Annotated in this window: 15 protein-coding genes and 1 pseudogene; 4 read left to right on the top strand and 12 right to left on the bottom strand. The window is 62.5% G+C overall.

The genetic code is table 11. The features are described 5' to 3' along the window. Nucleotides 1-6 precede the first annotated feature (6 nt). Together AC4LE2_RS11265 and AC4LE2_RS11260 are read right to left on the bottom strand one after the other, a co-directional pair. The gene (locus AC4LE2_RS11265; RefSeq protein ID WP_491825844.1) at nt 7-786 is read right to left on the bottom strand and encodes a substrate-binding periplasmic protein; all 780 of its coding nucleotides are present in this window, start codon (nt 784-786) and stop codon (nt 7-9) included. Between the two features lie 115 nt (nt 787-901). Continuing rightward, nucleotides 902-1,603: pseudogene (locus AC4LE2_RS11260) on the bottom strand (GntT/GntP/DsdX family permease); the annotation flags it as partial. A gap of 182 nt (nt 1,604-1,785) precedes the next feature. Here AC4LE2_RS11260 and AC4LE2_RS11255 point away from each other — a divergent pair. Next, entirely contained in the window at nt 1,786-3,120 is a 1,335-nt protein-coding gene (locus AC4LE2_RS11255) for a sensor histidine kinase (RefSeq protein ID WP_491825843.1), read from the top strand. A gap of 21 nt (nt 3,121-3,141) precedes the next feature. On the opposite strand, the gene AC4LE2_RS11250 is transcribed toward AC4LE2_RS11255, so the two are convergent. The 5 genes from AC4LE2_RS11250 to AC4LE2_RS11230 form a co-directional block, all read right to left on the bottom strand. Continuing rightward, on the bottom strand, nt 3,142-4,902 hold the full coding sequence (locus AC4LE2_RS11250; RefSeq protein ID WP_491825842.1) for a hypothetical protein: 1,761 nt from the start codon (nt 4,900-4,902) through the stop codon (nt 3,142-3,144). 178 nt (nt 4,903-5,080) lie between these two features. Next, nucleotides 5,081-5,863 (bottom strand): ABC transporter ATP-binding protein, encoded by a 783-nt coding sequence (locus AC4LE2_RS11245; protein ID WP_491825841.1) that lies wholly within the window; start codon nt 5,861-5,863, stop codon nt 5,081-5,083. Next, the gene (locus tag AC4LE2_RS11240) at nt 5,860-6,867 is read right to left on the bottom strand and encodes a FecCD family ABC transporter permease (protein ID WP_491828115.1); all 1,008 of its coding nucleotides are present in this window, start codon (nt 6,865-6,867) and stop codon (nt 5,860-5,862) included. Before AC4LE2_RS11240 ends, AC4LE2_RS11245 begins: the two co-directional genes overlap by 4 nt. Further along, complete coding sequence (locus AC4LE2_RS11235) at nt 6,867-7,874, bottom strand: ABC transporter substrate-binding protein (RefSeq protein ID WP_491825840.1); 1,008 nt, start codon at nt 7,872-7,874, stop codon at nt 6,867-6,869. Before AC4LE2_RS11235 ends, AC4LE2_RS11240 begins: the two co-directional genes overlap by 1 nt. Nucleotides 7,875-8,421: 547 nt before the next feature. Next, a complete protein-coding gene (locus AC4LE2_RS11230) occupies nt 8,422-10,920 on the bottom strand; it encodes a PAS domain-containing protein (protein WP_491828114.1) in 2,499 nt (832 codons plus the stop codon). Between the two features lie 390 nt (nt 10,921-11,310). Between AC4LE2_RS11230 and AC4LE2_RS11225 the strand changes: the two genes are divergently transcribed. From AC4LE2_RS11225 to AC4LE2_RS11215, 3 genes are all read left to right on the top strand, one after another. Beyond that, nucleotides 11,311-11,736: a response regulator gene (locus AC4LE2_RS11225; RefSeq protein ID WP_491825839.1), complete on the top strand. Its 426-nt coding sequence runs from the start codon at nt 11,311-11,313 to the stop codon at nt 11,734-11,736. Nucleotides 11,737-11,903: 167 nt separating this feature from the next. Further along, nucleotides 11,904-12,332: a DUF2231 domain-containing protein gene (locus tag AC4LE2_RS11220; protein WP_491825838.1), complete on the top strand. Its 429-nt coding sequence runs from the start codon at nt 11,904-11,906 to the stop codon at nt 12,330-12,332. After that, nucleotides 12,329-13,627 (top strand): PQQ-dependent sugar dehydrogenase, encoded by a 1,299-nt coding sequence (locus AC4LE2_RS11215; protein WP_491825837.1) that lies wholly within the window; start codon nt 12,329-12,331, stop codon nt 13,625-13,627. The genes AC4LE2_RS11220 and AC4LE2_RS11215 overlap by 4 nt, the downstream gene beginning before the upstream one ends. A 350-nt stretch (nt 13,628-13,977) precedes the next feature. On the opposite strand, the gene AC4LE2_RS11210 is transcribed toward AC4LE2_RS11215, so the two are convergent. From AC4LE2_RS11210 to AC4LE2_RS11190, 5 genes are all read right to left on the bottom strand, one after another. Further along, nucleotides 13,978-14,892: a hypothetical protein gene (locus AC4LE2_RS11210; protein WP_491825836.1), complete on the bottom strand. Its 915-nt coding sequence runs from the start codon at nt 14,890-14,892 to the stop codon at nt 13,978-13,980. A gap of 125 nt (nt 14,893-15,017) precedes the next feature. Then, nucleotides 15,018-16,376: a c-type cytochrome gene (locus AC4LE2_RS11205; protein ID WP_491825835.1), complete on the bottom strand. Its 1,359-nt coding sequence runs from the start codon at nt 16,374-16,376 to the stop codon at nt 15,018-15,020. 12 nt (nt 16,377-16,388) lie between these two features. Next, nucleotides 16,389-18,164, bottom strand: coding sequence for a GMC family oxidoreductase (locus AC4LE2_RS11200; protein ID WP_491825834.1), 1,776 nt, complete (start codon nt 18,162-18,164; stop codon nt 16,389-16,391). A 1-nt stretch (nt 18,165) separates the two neighbouring features. After that, nucleotides 18,166-18,891: a gluconate 2-dehydrogenase subunit 3 family protein gene (locus AC4LE2_RS11195; RefSeq protein ID WP_491825833.1), complete on the bottom strand. Its 726-nt coding sequence runs from the start codon at nt 18,889-18,891 to the stop codon at nt 18,166-18,168. 246 nt (nt 18,892-19,137) lie between these two features. Then, a complete protein-coding gene (locus tag AC4LE2_RS11190) occupies nt 19,138-20,820 on the bottom strand; it encodes a methyl-accepting chemotaxis protein (RefSeq protein ID WP_491825832.1) in 1,683 nt (560 codons plus the stop codon). Nucleotides 20,821-20,874 lie beyond the last annotated feature (54 nt).

Raw genomic sequence — 20,874 nt, 5'->3', positions numbered from 1 at the left:
AAGGGCCTAAGGCACAGCCTTACCAGCCTTGAGCCAGCGCGCAAGAATTGCATCATAGGTGCCGTTGGCCTTGATGGTCGCAAGGCCCTGACGAAAACGCTCTACGGTCTGGGGGGCGGTACCATTGCTGAAGGCCATGGCGATGCCGCCCTGGTGATTGAAAGCGGTAAGTTCCAGCGAGCGCACCAAGGCCTTGTCAGGGTCGTCGCCGTTACGGCGGGCGAGGTACAGCGCGTTGAGCTCGTTGGAAATCCAGAGTTCTACGTGATCCACCTTGAGCATCTGGTAGTTGGTTTCGTAGCGGTTGGTTGATTGCACTTCGAAGCCTGGCTTGAAGCCGTGGTTGATCAGGTATTGCTGGCCCACGTCCATGTTGACGGCGGCAATCTGATGCCCGTGGGCTTCATCAAGGCTGTTCAGGTGCACGGGGCGCTCGGCCAGGCTGAACAGGTACCACTTCATGGGTGCAATTTCGCCCACCCACTGGAACAGCGCCTCACGCTCGGGTGTGCGCACGATGGAATAAATCAGCACGTTCGGTACGCTACGGGCCCGATCGTAGGCGCGGGCCCACGGCATCACCTGAATGGGTGCCGCTATGCCGGCTTCCTTCATGACCGCCTGCACGATGTCAGTGCTCAAGCCGGTGACCTTGCCATTGAGGGTCATGTTGTAAGGCGGCAATTCCTCGGTCACCACCTCGATCGGGCTTTGTGCCCAGGCCGAGCCCCCCACGCCTGCGGCCAGCACGCACGCTGCTACCCACCTCGCCACGCCTGTTACCACGCTACCGTTCCTTAAGATGGCCGCCCCATCTGGGCTTGTGATGGGTTAAGTATAGAGCCCTCATCATAGGATCCAGACAGAAAACATCATTCAGTCCCTAAACGGTAAGCAGGGGCTAGACTAACCACATCCAGAATAAAGACGCGCCTGCCAGGCCTGTGACCGACACGATGGTTTGCAGTACCGACCACACCCAGATGGTTTGTTTGAGCTGCAAGCTTGCTGATGGTCTGGCTCACACCGGCGTCCAGCAAGGTTTGCTTCAAGCCGCCGCCTGCGCCGAGGGTCAGCAACCGGGCCGCGCGGTGAACAACTCGCCCAGCTCTGCCGGGATCTCAATGTGCAGCCGCCGCGACAGCCAGAGGCCATACAACGGCCCGGCCAGAATCACCGCCGGCACGGCCAACGTAAAGCCCAGCAGCATGGTCAAGCCCAGGTCGGCGTGCAGCGCACTGACCGCGATCAGGGGGCCAGGGTGGGGCGGCATCAGCGCGTGCAGCCTGGTCATACCGGCCAGTGCGGGTATCGCAATCTTGAGCAGGGGTTGGTTGGACTGACGCGCCATCACGAAGATGATGGGCACCATCATCACCAGGCCCACTTCGAAGAACAACGGCAGGCCGATGACCATTGCGACCACCGCCATCACCCAGGGCAATGCCCGGCACTTTCCCAATGCAAGCAGAGTGCTGGCAATACGGCTTGCAGCGCCGGACTCGGCCATCAGGGCGCCTAGCATCGCACCCAGGGCAATGATGATCCCGGCTTCGCCCAGAATGCCCCCGACGCCTTTGCTGAAGGCCTTGGCTACGTCTTCCGGGCGCGGTTGGGCAGCCTAACGGAAGCAGGCTTTCACCAAGCTGTCTGGGCGCCTTTGGGTGGATGAACCTTTCTTCAGGGCAATGGCACACCAGTGGGCGGGATGCGCCGAACAGGCTTGCCGTGCCGATAAGCGCAGCGCATGATGGCGCGCTATTCTTTCTCACTGCGATTTCTTCAATGCCTCATCGTCCCGCACCTGTGCCCATCAGCGAGGAGGAGCGCGTCTTGTCGCTCGAACATCTGGACGTGCTGGACAGCACCCCCGAACAGGCGTTCGACGATATCGTGCTGCTAGCCACCACTTTGTGCGCCGTGCCCATTGCCCTGGTTTCACTGGTGGACCGCGACCGCCAGTGGTTCAAGGCCTGTATCGGCCTGCCCGAGCGAGAAACCCACCGTGACATCGCTTTCTGTGCCCACGCGATCCTGGATCCCTCCCAAGTGCTGGTGGTAGAGGACGCGCGGCTCGACCCCCGGTTCGCCCATAACCCCTTGGTGCTGGGCCCGCCCTATATCCGTTTTTACGCAGGCGCGCCCATTGTGTCGGATGGGGGCAACGCCCTGGGCACGATCTGTGTGATCGACACCCGGCCCCGGCAGCTGAGCGCCCCTCACTGCGTTGCGCTTGAGGCGCTGGCCAGGCAAACCAGCGCCTTGCTCGAAGCGCGTTTGCTCAACAGGCAACGCGAGCAACAGGCGCTGCGCTTGCAGGCGCAACTAGAGCAGGCTCAACAGGCGCGCACCGAGAGTGAGCGTTCGGCTCAGCATTCACGGCGTATTTCGTCCTTGGGCATGCTCACCGCCAGCATTGCCCATGACTTCAATAACCTTCTGCAAACCATCAGCGCCAGCTTTCAGATGATCCGCTTGCGCTCGCGCCGCCCCCTCGACGTAGAGCGGTTTGCCGATACGGGGTTTCAGGCGGTAGATCAAGGCCGGCAGTTGGTCCAGCATCTGATGACCAGCGTGCGCGGCGATGGGGCCGAGGTCATCTGCATCGACGTCAGCGAGCGGCTCGAAGCTGCCCAGTCGATGATGCAAGGGGCCATGAGTGAAGGGGTGGACCTCACCTTCGACCTGGCTGACCGAGGCTGGGGCGTACTCTGTGTGGAAGCGCAGCTGTATGCGGTGGTGATGAACCTGCTGGTCAATGCCCGGGATGTGCTCGATGGTGCAGGGCAGGTACAGGTGGCCACGCGCAAGGTACACATCGAGGATGACCTCGCCTTGGCACAAGGGGATTACCTGGTGCTCAGCGTGTGTGACGATGGCCCTGGCATGACGCCTGAGGTCGCCGGTCAGGTGTTCACGCCGTTCTACACCACCAAGCCGGCAGGGCAGGGCACGGGGTTAGGGCTGGCCCAGGTGAAAGCGTTTGCGGTCAGTGCAGGCGGGGACGCTCGCCTTCAAACCGCGCCGGGTGCCGGTACTACCGTTACCCTCTACCTCAGAGTACTGGGCCAGGTTGATGAGCCTATCCTTGAGCGGGTACTGACCTGGGGCACGGCCTAAGGCGGCCGTGGCCCCTTCGCGTCAGGCCCGTGATCTGCCTCTGACCTGTTGCCCGAGCCTGGCAGTGCATGCCACCTGTTCACCAGGCGTGAGCCCATCAAGCGTGCCGTACAGTTGCTTGGACTGCTCTGGCGTGAAGGCGTGAAGGGAAGCGCCCAAATGCTCGCTGGCGATGTAGGCCACGTCAGCGTGAGTTTGCAGCCCAAGCATCGCCGCCAGTGCGGCCTCGCGTTGGTCCACCGTCAGCGACGCGGCTGCCCTCATCATGCCGCCGAGGGCGCGATGACTGTCCACCCCTTGGTAACGGATGGCGCTCTCGAATAACCGGTTGCCCGTGTCGATGGGCAGGTCATGGAAGGCGTGGCTGAGGCCTTCTGCCAGCCTGGCAAAGCCCGGGGGCGCAGGCTGCGTCAGGTCGTGTGGGATCGCGTCTTCCAGCGCCGTGCGCACGGAATGCCTCAAGTCACCGTAATGGCGAGCGAAGCCGCTCAGGGCGATGCACGCGTGCGCTGGCGCCCGCGCGGTGAGTTCATTGAGCGCACTGAACAGTTCGTTAGCCGCCTTGGGTTGCAACGCCTTGTAATGCTGCCCTAGCAGGGCGATCGCCTGCGCCTGCGGTACATCACCGGCTAACGACGTGGCATGAGTGACCAAGGCTGACTGTTCACGCAGGGTCAACTGGGCAGCCTGAGCTGCCATGTGCTCGAAGAGTGTAGTCCGGCAGGCAGGGTCCGCCGTGGGGTCACGCAGTGCATTGAACACGGCCGCCTTGTGGGTAGCCTGGAGGGCAGGCAAGTGCCTACTTATCGAGGCAAGGAGAGCAAGGCGGGGTGCAGACGGCGGGTTAAGTGTGCCTGGGGCCAGGTTAAGCAACTGAGCCTTGTATTCGGGGGGCAGCACCGGCAGATGCGCACCTAGGGTGGGCAATAACCCGTTGAGGTCATGAGTGTCGCCGGGGCGCATGGCAATGGTGAACAGCGCCTTTTGCTGCTCTGGCAGCAGCGCGGGGAACCCCTTGGCCAGACCTCGTAGCGCGGCCGCTCTCGGCTCGCCTCTGAGGTCAAAGGTGGCCTCGAACACGCTCGTGCGCTGTGACGGCGTCAGGTGTTTCAGGCCTGCGCCGAGGGCCAGGATCGCGTCCCCCTGTTTACTAAGCTCGCCTGAGCCGATTGCCTCATCAACCAAGCGTTGACGAACGCTCGGCTGGAGCAGGCCAATGATCGTCTCACGCTGTGCATCAGGTAAGGGCGGTAGGTCGGCCATACGCTGCAGCTGTTTGCAGGCAGCCTCTAGCCGGATCATGCACTTGAGTGCATCAGGGGCCGCTGGATCAGTGGCGCCCTGGTCCCTGACCGCCGTACGTAGCGAATGATCAGTGCCCATGGCAGCTTTCAGGTTCCGTAGGTTAGCCCGAACATCCGGGCCTTCCATCAGGCACCCTGCGATCTGGCGCTTCAACTCGGTAGGCAGCCCGTCCAGGCGGGCCCGGTTGGTATCGCTTGCCCCTTTACGGGGCGTGCCAGGGGGTGAGGCTTGAGCACCAAAACGCAGGTTCGCGCTCAGCCCTGGCCTTGGCGCCGGATAGCTGCCCGGCGAAAGCGGTGCCTCATTGCCCAGGTGCGAGGGTTGGGCCGTTTGCCCTGCCTGCTCAGCCTGAGGTAAACCCGTTGAGGCGGGCGGCTCATCCACCGGCAACGAGGGCGCAAGCGCAGGGGTATTGGAAATGTTCACGGTAGAGCCCTTATGAGAGGGCGAGGGCAACGCCTTATTGACGTGGGGCATTTCAATCCCTTGCCAAGCGCACTGACAGGCCCCGCCGCGCGCCAGCGGTCATCAGCCTAAGCGCGCAACAGGGTGTAGGTGCGCCGTAAGTGGCGCGGTAGAGACCTCACGTTCCGGCGCAGACGCAGGGTTTACGAAAACTTAATATTTGAAAGCGGCCTAAGGTGGCCCGCGAGTGTCAGGGCGCGTCGGTCATGGCTCGCAGCGCCAGCATCGGCGGGCCGCCTTTCGGGTCGGCCAGCCAATGGCCCTGTACCTTAAACGCGCTGCGCAAGCGCTCAGGGGTTAGCACGTCGCGGGGTGACCCTATCGCGACCAGCCGGCCTTCGTGGAGCACCGCAAGGCGGTCGCAGGTCATGGCCTGATTGAGGTCGTGCAGGGCGATCACGCTGGTAACACCCAGCCCGCCAACCAGCGCCATCAGCGAGAGCTGGTGGTGGATGTCCAAGTGGTTGGTGGGCTCGTCCAGCAGCAGCACCTTGGGCTGCTGCGCCAAGGCCCGGGCGATGTGTACGCGCTGGCGCTCGCCCCCTGACAGGCTATGCCAGTGGCGGAGCGCCATGGCGGCCATGCCGATTGCGTCCAGGGCCGCGTCTACCGCAGCGTCATGGCTGGGGCCCCAAGGCGCCAGGGCTGACAGCCAGGGGGTGCGGCCCAGCTCTACCGCGTCCCGCACCCGTAGGCGTTCGGCAGTTTCAGCGTGTTGTTCGACCATGGCGAGCTGCTGCGCGATGTCGCGGCGCCCGTAAGCGGCCAGCGGCTGGCCGAAGAGGGTGATGTGGCCACTGGCAGGCTTGAGCAGCCCACCGAGCAGGCGCAGCAAGGTGGATTTGCCCGAGCCGTTGGGCCCGACGATGCCCAGGCGCTCACCAGGGTGTACCTCCAGGCTGACGTCATCAAGCAGCAGTGCCCCTCGCGCCTTGAAGCTCAGTTGATGGCAGGCCAACACCGGTTGGGTCATCGCTTGCGCTCCCCTTGCAGCAACAAGAGGGCGAATACCGGGGCGCCGACCAGCGCGGTAATCACCCCTACCGGCAACACTTGCCCCTGGATCAAAGTGCGCGATAGCACGTCGGCCGCCATCAGGAACAACGCGCCGGCCACGGCCGCCAGAGGCACCAGGCGCGTATGGCGGGTGCCCACCAGCAAGCGCAGGGCGTGAGGCACGACCAAACCGACGAAGCCGATCGAGCCTACCAACGACACCAGCACGGCAGTGACCAACGCCGCACACCCGATGAGGATCAGCCGCACCTGCCGCACCGGTACGCCCAAGGAGGCGGCGGACTCTGCACCGAAGGCGAAGGCATCCAATGCCCGGCGATGCCAGATGCAGACCGCCAACGCCAACAGCGCTGCAGGCACCGCCAGGGTGACCGAAGGCCAGCGCACCCCGCTGAGGTTGCCCAATAGCCAGAACAGGATGCCCCGCGCCTGCTCGGCATTGGCCGACCGCGCAATCAGGAAGGCGGTGAGCGCGTTGAAGAGTTGGGAGCTGGCAACACCCGCCAGCACGATCAGGCCACTGCCGCCTGACAACCGTGAGGCGCGGGCCAGCAGCGCCACCAGCGAAAAGGCCGCGACTCCACCCAGAAACGCCCCGGCTGGCAACGACAACAGACCACCGCCCAACCCAATCAGTGACACCAGCACTGCACCGGTGGAGGCACCCGCCGATATGCCCAGCAGGTACGGGTCCGCCAAGGCGTTGCGCAGCAGCGCCTGGAGAATCAAGCCACAGAGCGCAAGGCCTGCACCGCAGGCGGCTGCCACCAGCGCTCGGGGCAGGCGGTAATTCCACACCACACCCACATCGATGGGGTCGACCCCGTAATGAGCCCCCCCCAGTTTGTTCGCCAGAACCTGAGCCACGACCCGGGGCTCGATGGTGGTTTCGCCAATAGCGATGGCGGCCAGCACGGCGAGGGCCAGCAAGGCGACCGCCAGCAACGTACGCCTAAGCATCATCGGGCATAGCGATGGCTGGCATCGGCAAGTTGTTCAAGGCCGGTGAACAGGCGGGTGCTGGCCTGCAAGGCATCGGCATCGATAATCAGGATGCGGTCGTGTTTCACGGCGTCCATGGTGCGGGTGACCGGGTCGCTTTTGAGGAAGGCCAGTTTTTTCTCATAGTCGTCGGCGGGGAAGCGGCGGCGGTCCATACGGGCGATCACAATCACATCCGGGTTGGCCCTGGCCAGGGTTTCCCAGCCTACCGTGGGCCATTCTTCAGTGGACTCCACCACGTTGCGGATGCCCAGCGTGCTGAGCATGTAGTCCACCACACCTTTGCGGCCCGCCACGAAGGGGTCGGTGGTGAGGTTGGCGCTGGAGAACCACACCACCGCCGACAGCTCGTGACCAGCGGCCTGGCGCGCGTGCGCCTGTGCCTGCGCCACACGCACGCGGTAACTTGCCACCAGTGCGTCGCCTCGGCCTTGCACGTCGAAGATCTGCGCCAGTTGCTCCAGGGTCTTGTACAGGCTATCAATGGAAAACGCCTGGAGCCGAGTGCCGTCCGCACCCACCAGGTTGTCCTTGCCTTCGCAATCGGACGGGAAGAGGTAAGTGGGCACGCCCACATCATCGAACTGCTCGCGGGTACCGACGGCGCCCTGAGGCCCGACCATCCATTCGAATTGAACCGGTACGATCTGGGGCCGCTTGTTGATCACCGCTTCGAAGCTGGGCTCGTTGTTTGCCAGGCGCTCGATCTTGGCGTTTTGCGCCTGGTATTCAGGCAGCACGGGGTTGAACCAGAGCGACGTGCCCACCAGCCGGTCGCCCAGGCCCAGGGCGTAGAGCATTTCTGTGCCGGCCTGGCCGATGGTCACCGCCCGGGTGGGTGCGTGGGCGAAGGTCACGGCCTTGCCGCAGTTTTCGACCGTGAGCGGGTACTGGGTAGGGGCGGCCAGCGCGGTGGCGGGCAGGCTCAAGGCGGCAACCAGGGCAAACAGGCGGGGCAGGTTCAAGGCGGGCTCTCCGAGGGGTCAAGTAGCGCACGATCAGGGGCGCAGGGTATCGGAAAGCACGCTCACGCCTCCTGCCGTTGACGGGCAGGCCGGGGCACGTTGGCCACGTAGGCCGGTCGCGCTGGCCACGTCAGGGGGAGGGCGCCCTTCCCGGACACCCCGCCGGTCAGTGGTATTACCTTGGCCGGCAGGTCTCCTGACTGGCGCGTCGCGGCATGTGTCTACCTTCCCAGGGGTAACCCCAGTGGCCTAGGCTCTGTACGTAAAGTATTGGTACTCGGTGATGCTGCGTTAAAAACCGGCTCGAAATGCTCATTTACAACCAGTAAACTCCGCTTCCTCGCCGGTTTTTGCCTTGCCTGACCTTCGTTCCAAACCTTTTCGTACAGAGCCTAACGGACACACACTCGGCGCCTACAGTTGCGGGGGCAGTTCCAGTTGGGGCCTAGGCCCGGTGGATTCCCTTTCAATACCTTTCGGTAACCGGCGGCGGGGATAGTAAAGCAATCCGTAAGAATGGCAAATGCACCGGTTGCGCTTGGCGTTGCTAGCCTTTCATCAAGCCCTGCACGCGCGAGGTCAGGGTGTCGATGGAAAACGGCTTGGTCAGCACATGCATGCCCGGCGCCAACTGGCCATCGCCGATTGCAGCGGTCTCGGCGTAGCCGGTGATGAACAAGGTGCTCAAGCCCGGCCTGACCTCCCGCGCCGCATCGGCCATCTGCCGCCCGTTCATGCCACCGGGCAGCCCCACGTCGGTAATCAGCAAGTCGATCCGCACGTCGGAACGCAACACCTGCAAGCCTTCGGCACTGTCGGCGGCCTCGATCAAGGCATAGCCCAAGTCGCCCAGCACGTCCATGAGCAGCATGCGCACCGTGGGTTCGTCATCCACCACCAAAATGGTCTCGCCCACCGCCGCCTGCGCGGCCCCAGAGGCGTCTTCGCCCTGCTCACTGGCGTGTAATGCGCCGGCGTAGCGTGGCAGGAAGAGGGACGTCACGGTGCCTTTGCCCAGCTCTGACGCCAGGCGCACTTGACCACCCGATTGCCGCGCAAAGCCGTAGATCATCGATAAACCCAAGCCCGTACCCTGGCCGATAGGTTTGGTGGTGAAAAACGGGTCGAAGGCCTTGGCCAATACTGCCGGCGTCATCCCGGTGCCGTTGTCAGTGACCCGCAGCGTGAGGTACTCCCCTGGGGTCATGTCCAGGCCTAGGGTGTCTTGGCTGTCCAGCCAACTGCCAGCGGTGTCGATCAGAATGCGCCCGCCAGCAGGCATGGCGTCACGGGCGTTGATACAGAGGTTGAGCAACGCGTTTTCCAGTTGGCTGGCGTCCACCAGCACTGGCCCCAGGTCGGGGGCCAGGTGGGTTTGTATCGAAATACTGGGGCCCACGGTGCGCTGGATCAGCTCAATCATGCCGTCCACCAGGGTGTTCACATCCGTAGGCCGTGGGTCCAGGGTTTGCCGGCGTGAAAAGGCCAGCAGCCGATGGGTCAGGGCTGCGGCGCGCTTGGCGGCGCTCTGGGCGCTGAGCAAGTAGCGGTCCACATCGGCCAGGCGGCCTTGGGCCAGGCGGGTGGCCATCATTTCCAGGGCGCCCGACACCCCGGCCAACAGGTTGTTGAAGTCATGCGCCAGGCCCCCGGTCAATTGCCCGACGGCTTCCATTTTTTGTGCCTGGCGTAGTTTTTCTTCGGTTTGCATCAGCTCGGCGGTGCGGGCCACGACGCGCTGTTCAAGGGTGTCGTTGAGCCCGCGCAGCGCCGAAATCGCGCGATCGCGCTGCGCCTCCACTGCCCGCCGGCCTTCTACATCGATCAGTACGCCTGGGAAGTCAGACGGGGTGCCGTCGGCGCCATGGTCGACCCGGCCGTTGGCCTCGATCCAGTAATACCTGCCATCGGCGCGGCGCACCCGGTACTGATGGGCATACGCGCCGCCTCTGGCGATGGCGTCATTAATAGCCGAGAGCAGGCCTTGACGGTCCTCCGGGTGCACCGTTGCAATCACCTGCTCAAGGCTCAGGCCCTTGTGACCCAGGCGTGGGTCCAGCCCGAAGGCGCGAGCGAAGGCTTCGTCCACGGTGAAGCTGTCGTTGCGCAGGTCCCAATGCCAGGTCCCGAAAATAGCCCCAGCGGCCAAGGCCAGCTGCACCCGCTCGATGTTCTGCCGGGCCACTGCCTCGCTTTCACGCAAGCGCTCCTGGGCCGTGCGCCGGCCGGTGACGTCGCTGAAGAAAATAGCGATTTGCCGCTGCGCGGGGTCACCCACCCGCACGGCGCGAACGTCGAACCAGCGCCTGAAACTGTGGGCGTAGTTTTCGAAGGTGGCAGGGATGCCCGTCTTCGCCACCTGACCGTACGTGTCGAACCAGAACTGCTCCAGGTCGGGAGCGAACTCCGTGACCCACTTGCCCCGCAGGTCAACACCGGTTTGGCGTTCGAACGCGGGGTTGGCTTCTACGAACAGGTAATCGACCGGCTGGTCATCGGCATCGAATTTCACCTGCACGATGGCAAAGGCCGCTTCGATCGTCTCGATGATGGTCCTGAACCGCTCTTCGCTGCGGCGCAGGGCGGCTTCAGCGCTTCGCATACCGGTGAGGTCAAGCATGGCCCCGATCATACGCACCGCGACACCCTGATCGTTACGGATCACATGCCCACGGTCGAGCACCTGCGCATAGGAGCCGTCGGCCCGGCGAAAGCGGTATTCATCGGCCCAGGCATCGCCTGTGCCATCGATGACGGCATGAATGGACTGCTCCACACGTGGCTGGTCGTCCGGGTGGATATGCCCCAACCACCATTGGCCTGTGGCCTCGAAGCTGCCTACGGCATGGCCGTAAGCATGCTGCAACGCATCGTTCCACTGCACCTGGTTCGCGCTGAGGTTCCAGTCCCAGATGGCGTCATTGGTGGCTTTGACCGCAAGCCGGTAGCGGGTCTGGGCGTCTTCCATCACCTGCTCGGTGGAGGCGTCATCGCCAGGGGCATCGGGGGTGATGCCAGCGCGTTCCAGCAGGCCCCGCAAGCGCAGCACTTGCGCTTCAAGCGCTTCTCGGGTCAAACCATTCAGCGCATCAGTCACTCTCATACCCCCGCATAGCCATATCTTGTGTTCACGCTATAGCGTGGTTTTCGTTGTAAATGCTGCGACACGATGTCGCGGCCAAGCGCGTTGGTCAGGCTCTCGGCGAAGCGCAGTGGGGACGGTAAGGCCACGTGTTTTGACTGCATTAGCAGGTCATCAGCGCAGGGCCGCGGCAGCGGTGCGGACTCTACTATAAAGACAGGGCAAATGGGGGCACCTGGCCACCTGACAACCGCTGTCATTCAGCCCTGTGTCGACCAATGGCGCGGTACCCAGACAGCCCAGGAAAACTGCTATGCTCCCGCCCCTGCATCATCAGTATTAGGAAGTCACTGCATGCATGAAGACGTAAACCTTCAGCCCTCCAAGTTAGTGTTGATCGTTGATGACGAGCCCTTGATCGCTGTCATGATGTCCCAGGCGTTCGAGGAAGAGGGCTATGGGTCGCTGACCGCCAATTCCGCAGACCAGGCCCTCGAAATGCTCAAGGCGGCTGCACCGCGTATCCAGTTGGTGGTCACCGACGTTCAAATGCCCGGTTCCATGGACGGCCTCGCCTTGGGCCATTTAGTGGCTGAGCAATTCCCAGACATCCCGGTCATCACCATGACAGGGTTCTCCACCGAGGGTCACCGCGATGCGGTAGGCCCGGTACTGCTCAAGCCTTTCGCCATGACCAAGTTGATGAGCACCGCCGAGCGCATCATGGACAGCGGCAGGTACTGGCGCAAAATGATGAAACCCCGCCCTTCGGGCCGTTAGTTCCTGCCGGGTGCAGGCCGGTCATCACCCTTTACCCCGCAGGCGCACACGTGCGGTGAACTAAGCGAGGCAGTGCAGGCTCTTTCTTATACCCCTCACGCAACCCTGTCGGGCCGGTGCATGTGCAGTCATGGGCCTACCGGGGTGCTGAACGATAAGGAGCTGTCGTGACCGTTGCTACCCACCCCCTGTACCGAACAACCCCAAGCCCGTTACATGCCATCCTGCTGGCAGGCACTGTGCCGCTGTTCTTAGGCGCGTTGCTCAGCGATGCAGCCTATGCCCAAACCTTCCAGATTCAATGGAGCAACTTTGCCGCCTGGCTGATCGCAGGCGGTGAGTTGTTCTGCGGGCTGGCGCTGCTGTTCTCCCTGGTAAACCTGGTGCGTGCCGAGCGTAAAGGTGGCCGCCCAACCCTGTACTTCCTGTTACTGCTGGTGACCTGGGTGCTGGGGCTGATAAACGCTTTCGAGCACGCCAAGGATGCGTGGGCAGTGATGCCGTCAGGGTTGATCCTGTCCGTAGTGGTCACGGTGCTGGCGCTGATTGCCAGCTGGGTGGGCCTTACCAACCTGCGTTCGGGAGACGTCCAATGAAGCCTGTTTTCGCACTCACGGCCCTGAGCCTGGCCTTGTTATTGAGCGCCTGTGGCGGTAATGGAGAAGCGACCCAGGCCCGTGGGCCTGACCCGAAAATGCCAGCCCCCGACCGGGGCTTGTTGCCCAGCATGAAGATTGCAGACCCAGTGGCGTGGGGCGATCAAAAGCCTAAGGTGCCAGAGGGTTATCAAGTCACTGCCATTGCCACCGACTTGCAGATTCCTCGGCAAACGCTGGTATTGCCTAACGGCGACATCCTGATCGCTGAAGGCCGTGGCGGCAGCGCACCCAAGCTCAAACCCAAGGACGTCATTGCCAGCTACATCAAGGCTAAGGGCAACACTCAAGTGAAGGGCGGTAACCGCCTGACCTTGCTGCACGACGCCAAGGGTGACGGCACCTACGCAGTCAAGACGGTATTCGCTGACAACCTTAACGCGCCCTACGGGTTGGCCTTCGCCAATGGCAAAGTGTACGTGGCCAACCAGGATGCGCTGGTGAGTTTCGACTACGCCGATGGCCAAACCAAGGCTAATGGCCCGCCCACCAAAATCACGGACCTACCTTCACAGATCAACCACCACTGGACTAAATCCCTCGCGGTTAGCCCAGACGGTCGATTCTTGTACGTAGGGATTGGTTCGAACAGCAACGTGACCGAGCGGGGCATGGAGGTTGAGCTGGATCGCGCCCGCGTCTGGCAGATCGATGCCACCACTGGGGCCCATCGGCCTTACGCAACCGGGCTGCGCAACCCTACAGCGCTGAAGATCCAACCGGGCACCGGCACGTTGTGGGCCGTGGCCAACGAACGTGATGAATTAGGCCCGGATCTGGTGCCTGACTACCTCACCTCGGTCCAGGAAGGCGCCTTCTACGGCTGGCCCTACAGCTACTGGGGCCAGAACGTGGACCCACGCGCCCAGCCTCAAGACCCGGCCAAAGTAGCGGCTGCCATCAAGCCTGATTACAGCCTGGGCTCGCACGTTGCCGCACTGGGGTTGGACTTCTCTCAGCCTGCCATGGGTGAGAAGTTCGCCGATGGCGTGTTCGTGGGTGAGCACGGCAGCTGGAACCGCCCCAACCCTGTGGGTTACCGGGTGGTCTTCGTGCCGTTCAAGAATGGCCAGCCTGCCGGCGAGCCGGTGGACTTCGCGACGGGCTTTTATGGCGATGATGGCAAGACACGCGGCCGCCCGGTGGGCGTAACCGTCGACCCACGTGGGGCGTTGATCATTGCCGATGACCTGGCCAATACCGTTTGGCGAGTGACGCGTAAAACGGGTGCCTAACTTCGGCCATTGGTCTGGAAGGCAACTGACTTAGCGCTGCATTAAAAAGGCCACTCCTGTCAAAGGAGCGGCCTTTTGCGTAACAGACTTATAGGGGCGACCTGATCGGGGTGCAATCACACCATGCATGCCCGGTACCGGCCCCTTACTGCCAGAAGGGAAGGCTCATGTCTTGGTGATTGGCATTGAGCTGTGTATGCCAATCATCATTGCTAGGTGAAGGCGGACGGGAGTCACTATCTTTTATGTCCTCCACTTCATCCACGTAGCTGTCTAGAAAGAATTGCCGAATGTCTTCAGGAATGTGTGGGAGTGCGCTCTTGACTGCCTTGTGAAACAGGTTTGTTTCGTCAGGGGGGGGAGAGGATTACATCGTGGTCTTCATGCTCTGCGGTCCGTTCCTGATTATTACTTGCCGTGCGCAAGTCGGTTAATGCATGTAAAAAAATCTCATGGAACGCAGTAAAGGCAATCTTGCCTAGCATCTCGGGGTCGTTATCCCATTCGATCTCAGGGAGCAACCTCATCGATACCCTGGCCTTGTTTCCCATCAAAGTTGTATGGTCTGGATCCGTTTCTCTGCGTCGAGCAGACAGCTCGAATTCAATGTTATTGAAAAAATGGGGAAAGGACTTGCCTATGGCGTTGGCCGCCAGCTTGCACACCTCCATCACTTCCTCAGGGGGCGTGCCCAGGAACGTCACCTCTGCAGCCATGCCTCTGTTATGCAGGCCGTAGAGTTCTTCTCTAGCAATGGCCCGAAAGTGCGAACGAGGCGACAGGTCTGCTGCTCGGGCATTGTGTCTGGCATTCAGCGCGCCTATCAATGCGTGGTTGGCCAATGAAGACAGATGGGTACGTGAAGGTGACCGCCCGGGGCTGACGGAACTCGCCCGCTGTTGGCCGCTCATCTGCAGGGGCGGCCCTCTAGGAGGTGCTCCTATGGCAATCACGTCATAGCGGGACTGTTCGTTCAAGCGTGCGTGGACGGTAAGCGTGGTATCGGCATTCGCATAGTAGGCATCCGAGCCCTCGGTCGATTTAAGGCCCAGCGTACCGTGAGCGATAGCGTCTGCTGCCAGCATTGCCAGGAACTCACGGTTTTCATCGGCCCGCCCTAGCGCTGTCAATGTGGCGGAGCTCATCCCAGCGAGTGAAAGCGACGGGGGGTGCTGGTGCGTGGCTTGCGTACCTGTGACATCGACAGGTTGCTGCGCGCCGATGTGGCCCGTGTAGCGTGAGGTAGAAGGCGGAAGGGGGTTCATTATTCTGTGACCTGTTTAGGGCGCTGCCGGCGCAGAGGGCTGTAGTGATTCCTATGGGTGGCCGAAGGGGTCAAGGAGTTCCACCCTTTCACCGCATTGCACGGTGAAAGGGCTTTTGCATCACATCACTTGGAAATGTCAGTCCTCGACACCGCCGGCGAGGGCTCTGGCAATGTCTTGCGCAGGGCCTGCACTTCACTGGCGGTCACCGCCGGTGCCTGGTTGCCCCAGCTCTGGCGAACGAAGGTCAGCAACTGGGCGATCTCGTCATCCGACAAGCGCCAGTCGAAGCCTGGCATCCCCAACGGTGACGGTGCGGCGGCGTTGCCCTGAAGCTTCGCCCCGACCAGCACCAGGCGAATCAACGACACCGGGTCTTCAGCCAATACCGTGGAGTTGCCTGCAATGGCTGGGAATACGCGCGCGTAGCCTTCGCCGTTGGTGCGGTGACACGCAGCGCAGTTGTCCACGTAAAGCTGCGCGCCACGGTTAGGCTCCTCACCGCGCTTGAGGGCAGCGGCGGTGGTAGGGTCGGCCTTGAACGAAGAGGCGCCATTCGCCCCGGCGGGCAGGGTTTTGAGGTACTTCGCAATGGCCGCCAGGTCGGGGTCGGTCAAGAACTGCGTGCTGTGCTGCACCACATTACCCATGGCGTCGCCCAGCACCGCGTGGTGCGTGTTACGACCGCTGCGCAGGGTGGCGATGATGTCTTCTGGCGTCCAGGCACCCAGGCCGGTCGCAGGGTCACCGCGCAGGTTGACCGCCAGCCAGCCATCAATGTGTGGGCCACCGGCCAGGTACTCGGGCTTGCTTTCGTCCAGCGCACGTTCCTGCAAGGTCAGGGCGCGGGGCGTGTGGCAGGTACCACAATGGCCCAGGCCCTGAACCAGGTACGCACCGCGTGCCACCTCGGCATCGGTATACCCGGCGGCCTCGAAGGTCGCCTCCTTGGCATTCGGGCCAAGCCATTTACGCCATAGCGCCAGGGGCCAGCGCATGGACAACGGCCAAGGCACGTCGTTGGCCTGGTTAGCCTGCTCTACCGGCGCAACGCCGTGCAGGAAGAAGGCATACAGCGCCTTGATGTCGTCGTCGCTGACCCGCGCATAGGAAGGGTAGGGCATGGCGGGGTAGAGGCTGTCACCATTGGCCGCGATGCCATGGCGCAGTGCCCGCTCGAAGTCATCGAGGGAGTAATTGCCAATGCCGTTGGTTTTGCTGGGGGTGATGTTGGTGCTGTACAGCGTACCGATGGGCGACGCGATGGGCAGGCCGCCCGCGAAAGGCGCGCCATCGTGGGCGGTGTGGCACGCGGTGCAGTCCCCGGCATCAGCCAGGTACTTGCCCTTGGCAACCAGGGCGGCGTCGGCAAGGTCGGCCGGGGCTTGCAGCGATGGGGTGTGCGTGGGCAGCAGCGCATACACCAGCAGCCCAAGGAACACCAGCACGGCCAGGCCCAGCAGCGAAAGCAGTCTTTTTTTCATGGTCGTCTGTCCTTACGCCTGCACCAGCGGGCCGGGGTTTTTCAGGTACTGCTCACGGATGGCCTTGGCCGCCCAGTACGCCAGCGCCCCGACCATGCCGGTCGGGTTGTAGCCGTTGTTCTGGGGGAAGGCATTGGCGCCGATCACGAACACGTTATGCACGTCCCAAGACTGCAGGTAGCGGTTGAGCGCGGAGGTTTTGGGGTCGCTGCCCATGATGGCGCCACCACAGGTGTGGGTGCTCTGGTACTTGGTGATGTCGTAGTGGGTGCCGTCTTTTTTTGCGTCACCCGCCATGGACAGCGGGTTTAGCACTTTGCACATCTCCATTGCCTTACCCACCAGGAACTGCGAGGCTTTGATCTCGTTGGCATTCCAGTCGAAGGTCATGCGCAGCAAGGGCCGGCCAAAGCCATCCTTGTAGGTGGGGTCCAGGCTCAGGTAGTTCTGCTCATAGCTCATGCAGGCCCCTTGCACCTCGTAGTAGAAGGAGTGGCGGAACGAATCCGCTGCGGCCTTTTTCCATTCCGGCCCCCAGTTGGGCGTGCCACTGGGCACGCTCACGCCGCGAATCGGCCCGGTGCCGGGCTGGCGCGCCCAGATGATGCCGCCGCCCACGAACCCCGCCTTGGCGTTGTCCAGCTGGTTGCCGTTGAGGTTGTCGATCGTCGTGCCACCGCCGCCAATGCCCATGAAGGCGTTGGCCTGGACGTCCTTGTTGAAGAACATCATCACGCGGTTGAGGTTCTGGTAGGAATAGTTGCGGCCTACCGTACCTTCGCCCGTTTGCGGGTCATAGGGCTTGCCTACCCCGGACAGCAGCATCAAATGCACGTTGTACAGCGAGAAGGCACACAGCAGCACCAGGTCGGCCGGCTGCTCGCATTCGCGGCCCTCGGCGTCCAGGTAGGTCACACCGGTGGCTTTTTTGCCGTCACTGTCCATGTTTACTTTCAGCACCTGAGAATGCGGCCGAAGCTCGAAACTCTTACGCAGGCGCAGCACCGGCAGGATGCTCGCGTTGGGGCTGGCCTTGGAGTAGTTCAGGCAGCCGTAGTCGCTACAGAACCCGCAGAAGTTACACGGCCCCATCTGGCAGCCATAGGGGTTCACATAAGGTGCAGAGGCATTAGAGGCGGGAATGGGGTAGGGGTTGTAGCCCATCTCTTGCGCCGCCTTGTAGAACAGCTCGGCACCGAGGTAGTTAGGGTTCGGCCCCAGCGGGAATTCCCGCGAGCGAGAGCCTTCGAACGGGTTGCCGCCGGCTTGCTTAACGCCGTTGAGCACCCCCGCCTTGCCCGAGGTGCCGCACACGTACTCGAAGTGGTCGAAGTGCGGTTCGAGGTCTTCGTAGGTGACCGGGAAATCCTGGATGGTCATGTCCTTGGGAATGAACTGCCGCCCGTAGCGCTGCTCCACGTTGCTGCGCAACTGGAAGTCTTCGGGCAACGCGCGGAAGTGGCAGCCCGACCAGTGACTGCCAGCGCCGCCCACGCCGGTGCCGGGTTTGAACGAGCCCATCTGCCGATACGGCACGGCGGTGCCCGCCGGGTTATGCCGCACGGTAACCGTTTCTTGCGCAAGGCTTTGCAGGTAGCGCCGGTGCACCGAGCCCTGGAGTTCGTCCACTACCCGTGGGTAGGCGAAATCTGGCTGGGTATCGCGGTCAGCGCCGCGTTCGAAGGCCACCACGTTGAGCCCGGCGTCGGTCAATTCTTTGGCCAGGATCGCCCCGGTCCAGCCCATGCCCACGATGACCGCATCGACTTTAGGTTTTACGTTCGCCATCTCAGCCCCTCCGCCCGGATAAGTCTACCGGGCCCAATGGGTACGGCCTGTCGCGTACCGTGACCCAATCCATGTAATCGGCGCGTACGCCGGGGTAGCCGATCATCTTCCAGGCCGCCATGTCTCGGTTGCCGCCGTAGGAAGGATCAGCGAAGTAACCGTTGCGCACTTCGGTCAGCAGGTAGGTGAAGAACAGCTTGGCGCCGATGCCGTTGAGCTCCAGCTTGCCGGCTTCGGCGGCCTTGAGCAGGGCTTCCTGGCGGCCTGTGGAAAGGTCCGCGAAGGCCTTGCCGTCGCTGGCCTGGCAGGCAGCATCGAACGCCTTGATACCCACTTGGATGACCTCACGCAGGTTGAGCTTGCCTTGGTAGCCAAACTCGGGTGAAGCCTCCAGGAAGGGGCCTTGCATGTACCAGATGGCGCCGTTGGCGTAGGGGGTTTGCAGGTGACGGTCAAGGAACTCCGGTACCCCGGACTCCACCGCGCCGGGGCCGGTGGCGTCGGAGGGAATCAGCCGGTCGCACGCAGCCACCACGAACGCCCACTCTTGAGGGGTGAACAAGGTAGGTTGATAGGCTTTGGCCGGTTCTGAAGGCTTGGTGGGCGTCGGGTCTGCTGCGGTTGCCAGGTTTGGCACCCCGGCGCTTGCAAGGGTGACCACAGGTATGAGGGTAAGCGATTTGCGCAGAAACTCGCGCCGCGCCGGAAGGGTGGCATCGTCGGACATCAGGTTCTCTCAATGCGTGGTATCACGGTTATGCCCGCGGTCATGGCCGGGGCGCGATCTAGGTGCAGCTATGGGTGTAACAATTTTTTCAAAATGGGTAAGGGCTGTGGTCAGCAGCCCTGGTATGTGAATCCTTGTACGATAACTGTTACTGAATGTTTGGCGCCAGACTTAATCACGTGTTGCTCTGTGAAAAATTCAATCCATTCGTCGCACCCTTAGGGCTGTTACGTTTCAGCATCACGCTCAGATTTTGAACTGCCCTACGAGCCCCGACAGTTCGTCCCCTAAACGAGACACCTCGCGCAGGGTAGAAGCGCTCTGCTCGGTTTCGCCGGCCAGGCTTTCCACGGCATTGGCGATCTGGTGAACGCTGCGGTTGATCTCTTCGGCCACGGAGGTTTGCTCCTCAGCGGCACTGGCGATCTGGGCGTTCATGGCATTGATGGTGCCCACCAGCCCGGCAATGTTGCCCAGCGCAGTGCTGACCTCCTGGGTTTGCTGGCTGGCGCCTTCCCCCGCAGCGCTGGAGCGGCGCATGGCGGCTACCGAGGCCTGAGTGCCGCTTTCCAAGCGTTCGATCATGCCCTGGATTTCTCGTGTGCTTTGCTGGGTACGGCTGGCCAGGGCGCGGACTTCGTCAGCCACTACCGCGAAGCCTCGCCCTGCCTCGCCCGCGCGGGCGGCCTCGATGGCTGCGTTGAGCGCCAGCAGGTTGGTTTGCTCAGCCACGCCACGGATCACGTCCAGCACGCTCACGATGGCGTGTACATCCTGCTGCAGGGTGTCCAGGCTGGTGCCGCTGTCCCGGATGTCGCCCACCAGCGCGCTCATGTGGGTCATGCTTTGCTTCACCACCGAGCCCGCCGCCCGACCTTGCTCGTCGGTCTCGGCAGCAGCCTGCGCCGCCTGCTGGGCACTGCGGGCCACTTCTTGTGCCGCACTCGACATCTCGTTGATGGCCGTGGCCACTTGGTCGGTCTCTTCGCGCTGGCGTTGCATGGCTTGCTCGGCGCGCTGGGTCTGGCGTGCCGCTTCAGCTAACAGGCTGCCCAGGCCCTGGGTAACCTGCGCGATCTGCTGCACCATGGCGTGGATTTTGCCCACGAAGCGGTTGAACGAGCCGGCCAGTTCACCCAGCTCATCCTTGCTGTCGATGTGCAGGCGATGAGTAAGGTCGCCATTGCCTGCAGCAATGTTGTCGAGGTTGTCCTTGAGCAGGCGCAGCGGCTTCACTACGCGGTTAGCCACCAATACGCCCGCCAGCGCCGCCAACAGCACTAGCAGCACGGTTACACCGCCCACGGTGGTCAGCACGCCGCGAACGCTCTTGGCCTTGATGGCTTGGTCGGCGGCCACCAGGCCTTCGATGTCGCCCATGTCGATGGCGCTGCCCAGGACCAAGTCCCATTTAGGCAGGTACACCGTGTAACCCAGCTTGGGCACTTGCACCGTGTCTTGCCCAGGCTTGGGGGCAAAGTAGTCGATGAAGTGCGTGTCGTTCTTGGCCACGTCTACGAAGGTGCGGTAGTGGTAGCTGCCGTCAGGGTCGCGGGTGTCCCAGAAACTCTGGCCTACGCCCCCGGTGCTGGTGCCCCGGAAAACCCGCACGCCTTTGCTGTCGTACCCGAAGAAATACCCTTCAGCGTCATATTTCATAGGCTTGAGCAAGGCCAACGCCTGATCCCGCGCCGCCATGTCACCCTGCGCCGACACGTCATAAATCGGCTGGATGGTGCTCATGGCAATGTCCACGTAATTTTTCAGCGCGGTACGGTTACGCTCGATCAACCGTCCGCGGGCATCGACCAATTCAGCGTCGGCGCTGCGTTGCAGTAAAACCCCGGCGACACTGGTCAGGACGATGGCGAACACAAGCGCGGGGACAATCCCTAACCCCAACAGCTTGTGTTTAATAGACAGGCTCATGCTAGATCCTCTGAGGGTGAGTAATACCGGGTTGTCGGCTGCCCACCCTCAGCA

The sequence above is a fragment of the Pseudomonas sp. 9.3L genome, assembly GCF_058536285.1.
The sequence above is the reverse complement of the archived record's forward strand: the minus strand, read 5'-3'. Positions and strand labels throughout refer to the sequence as shown.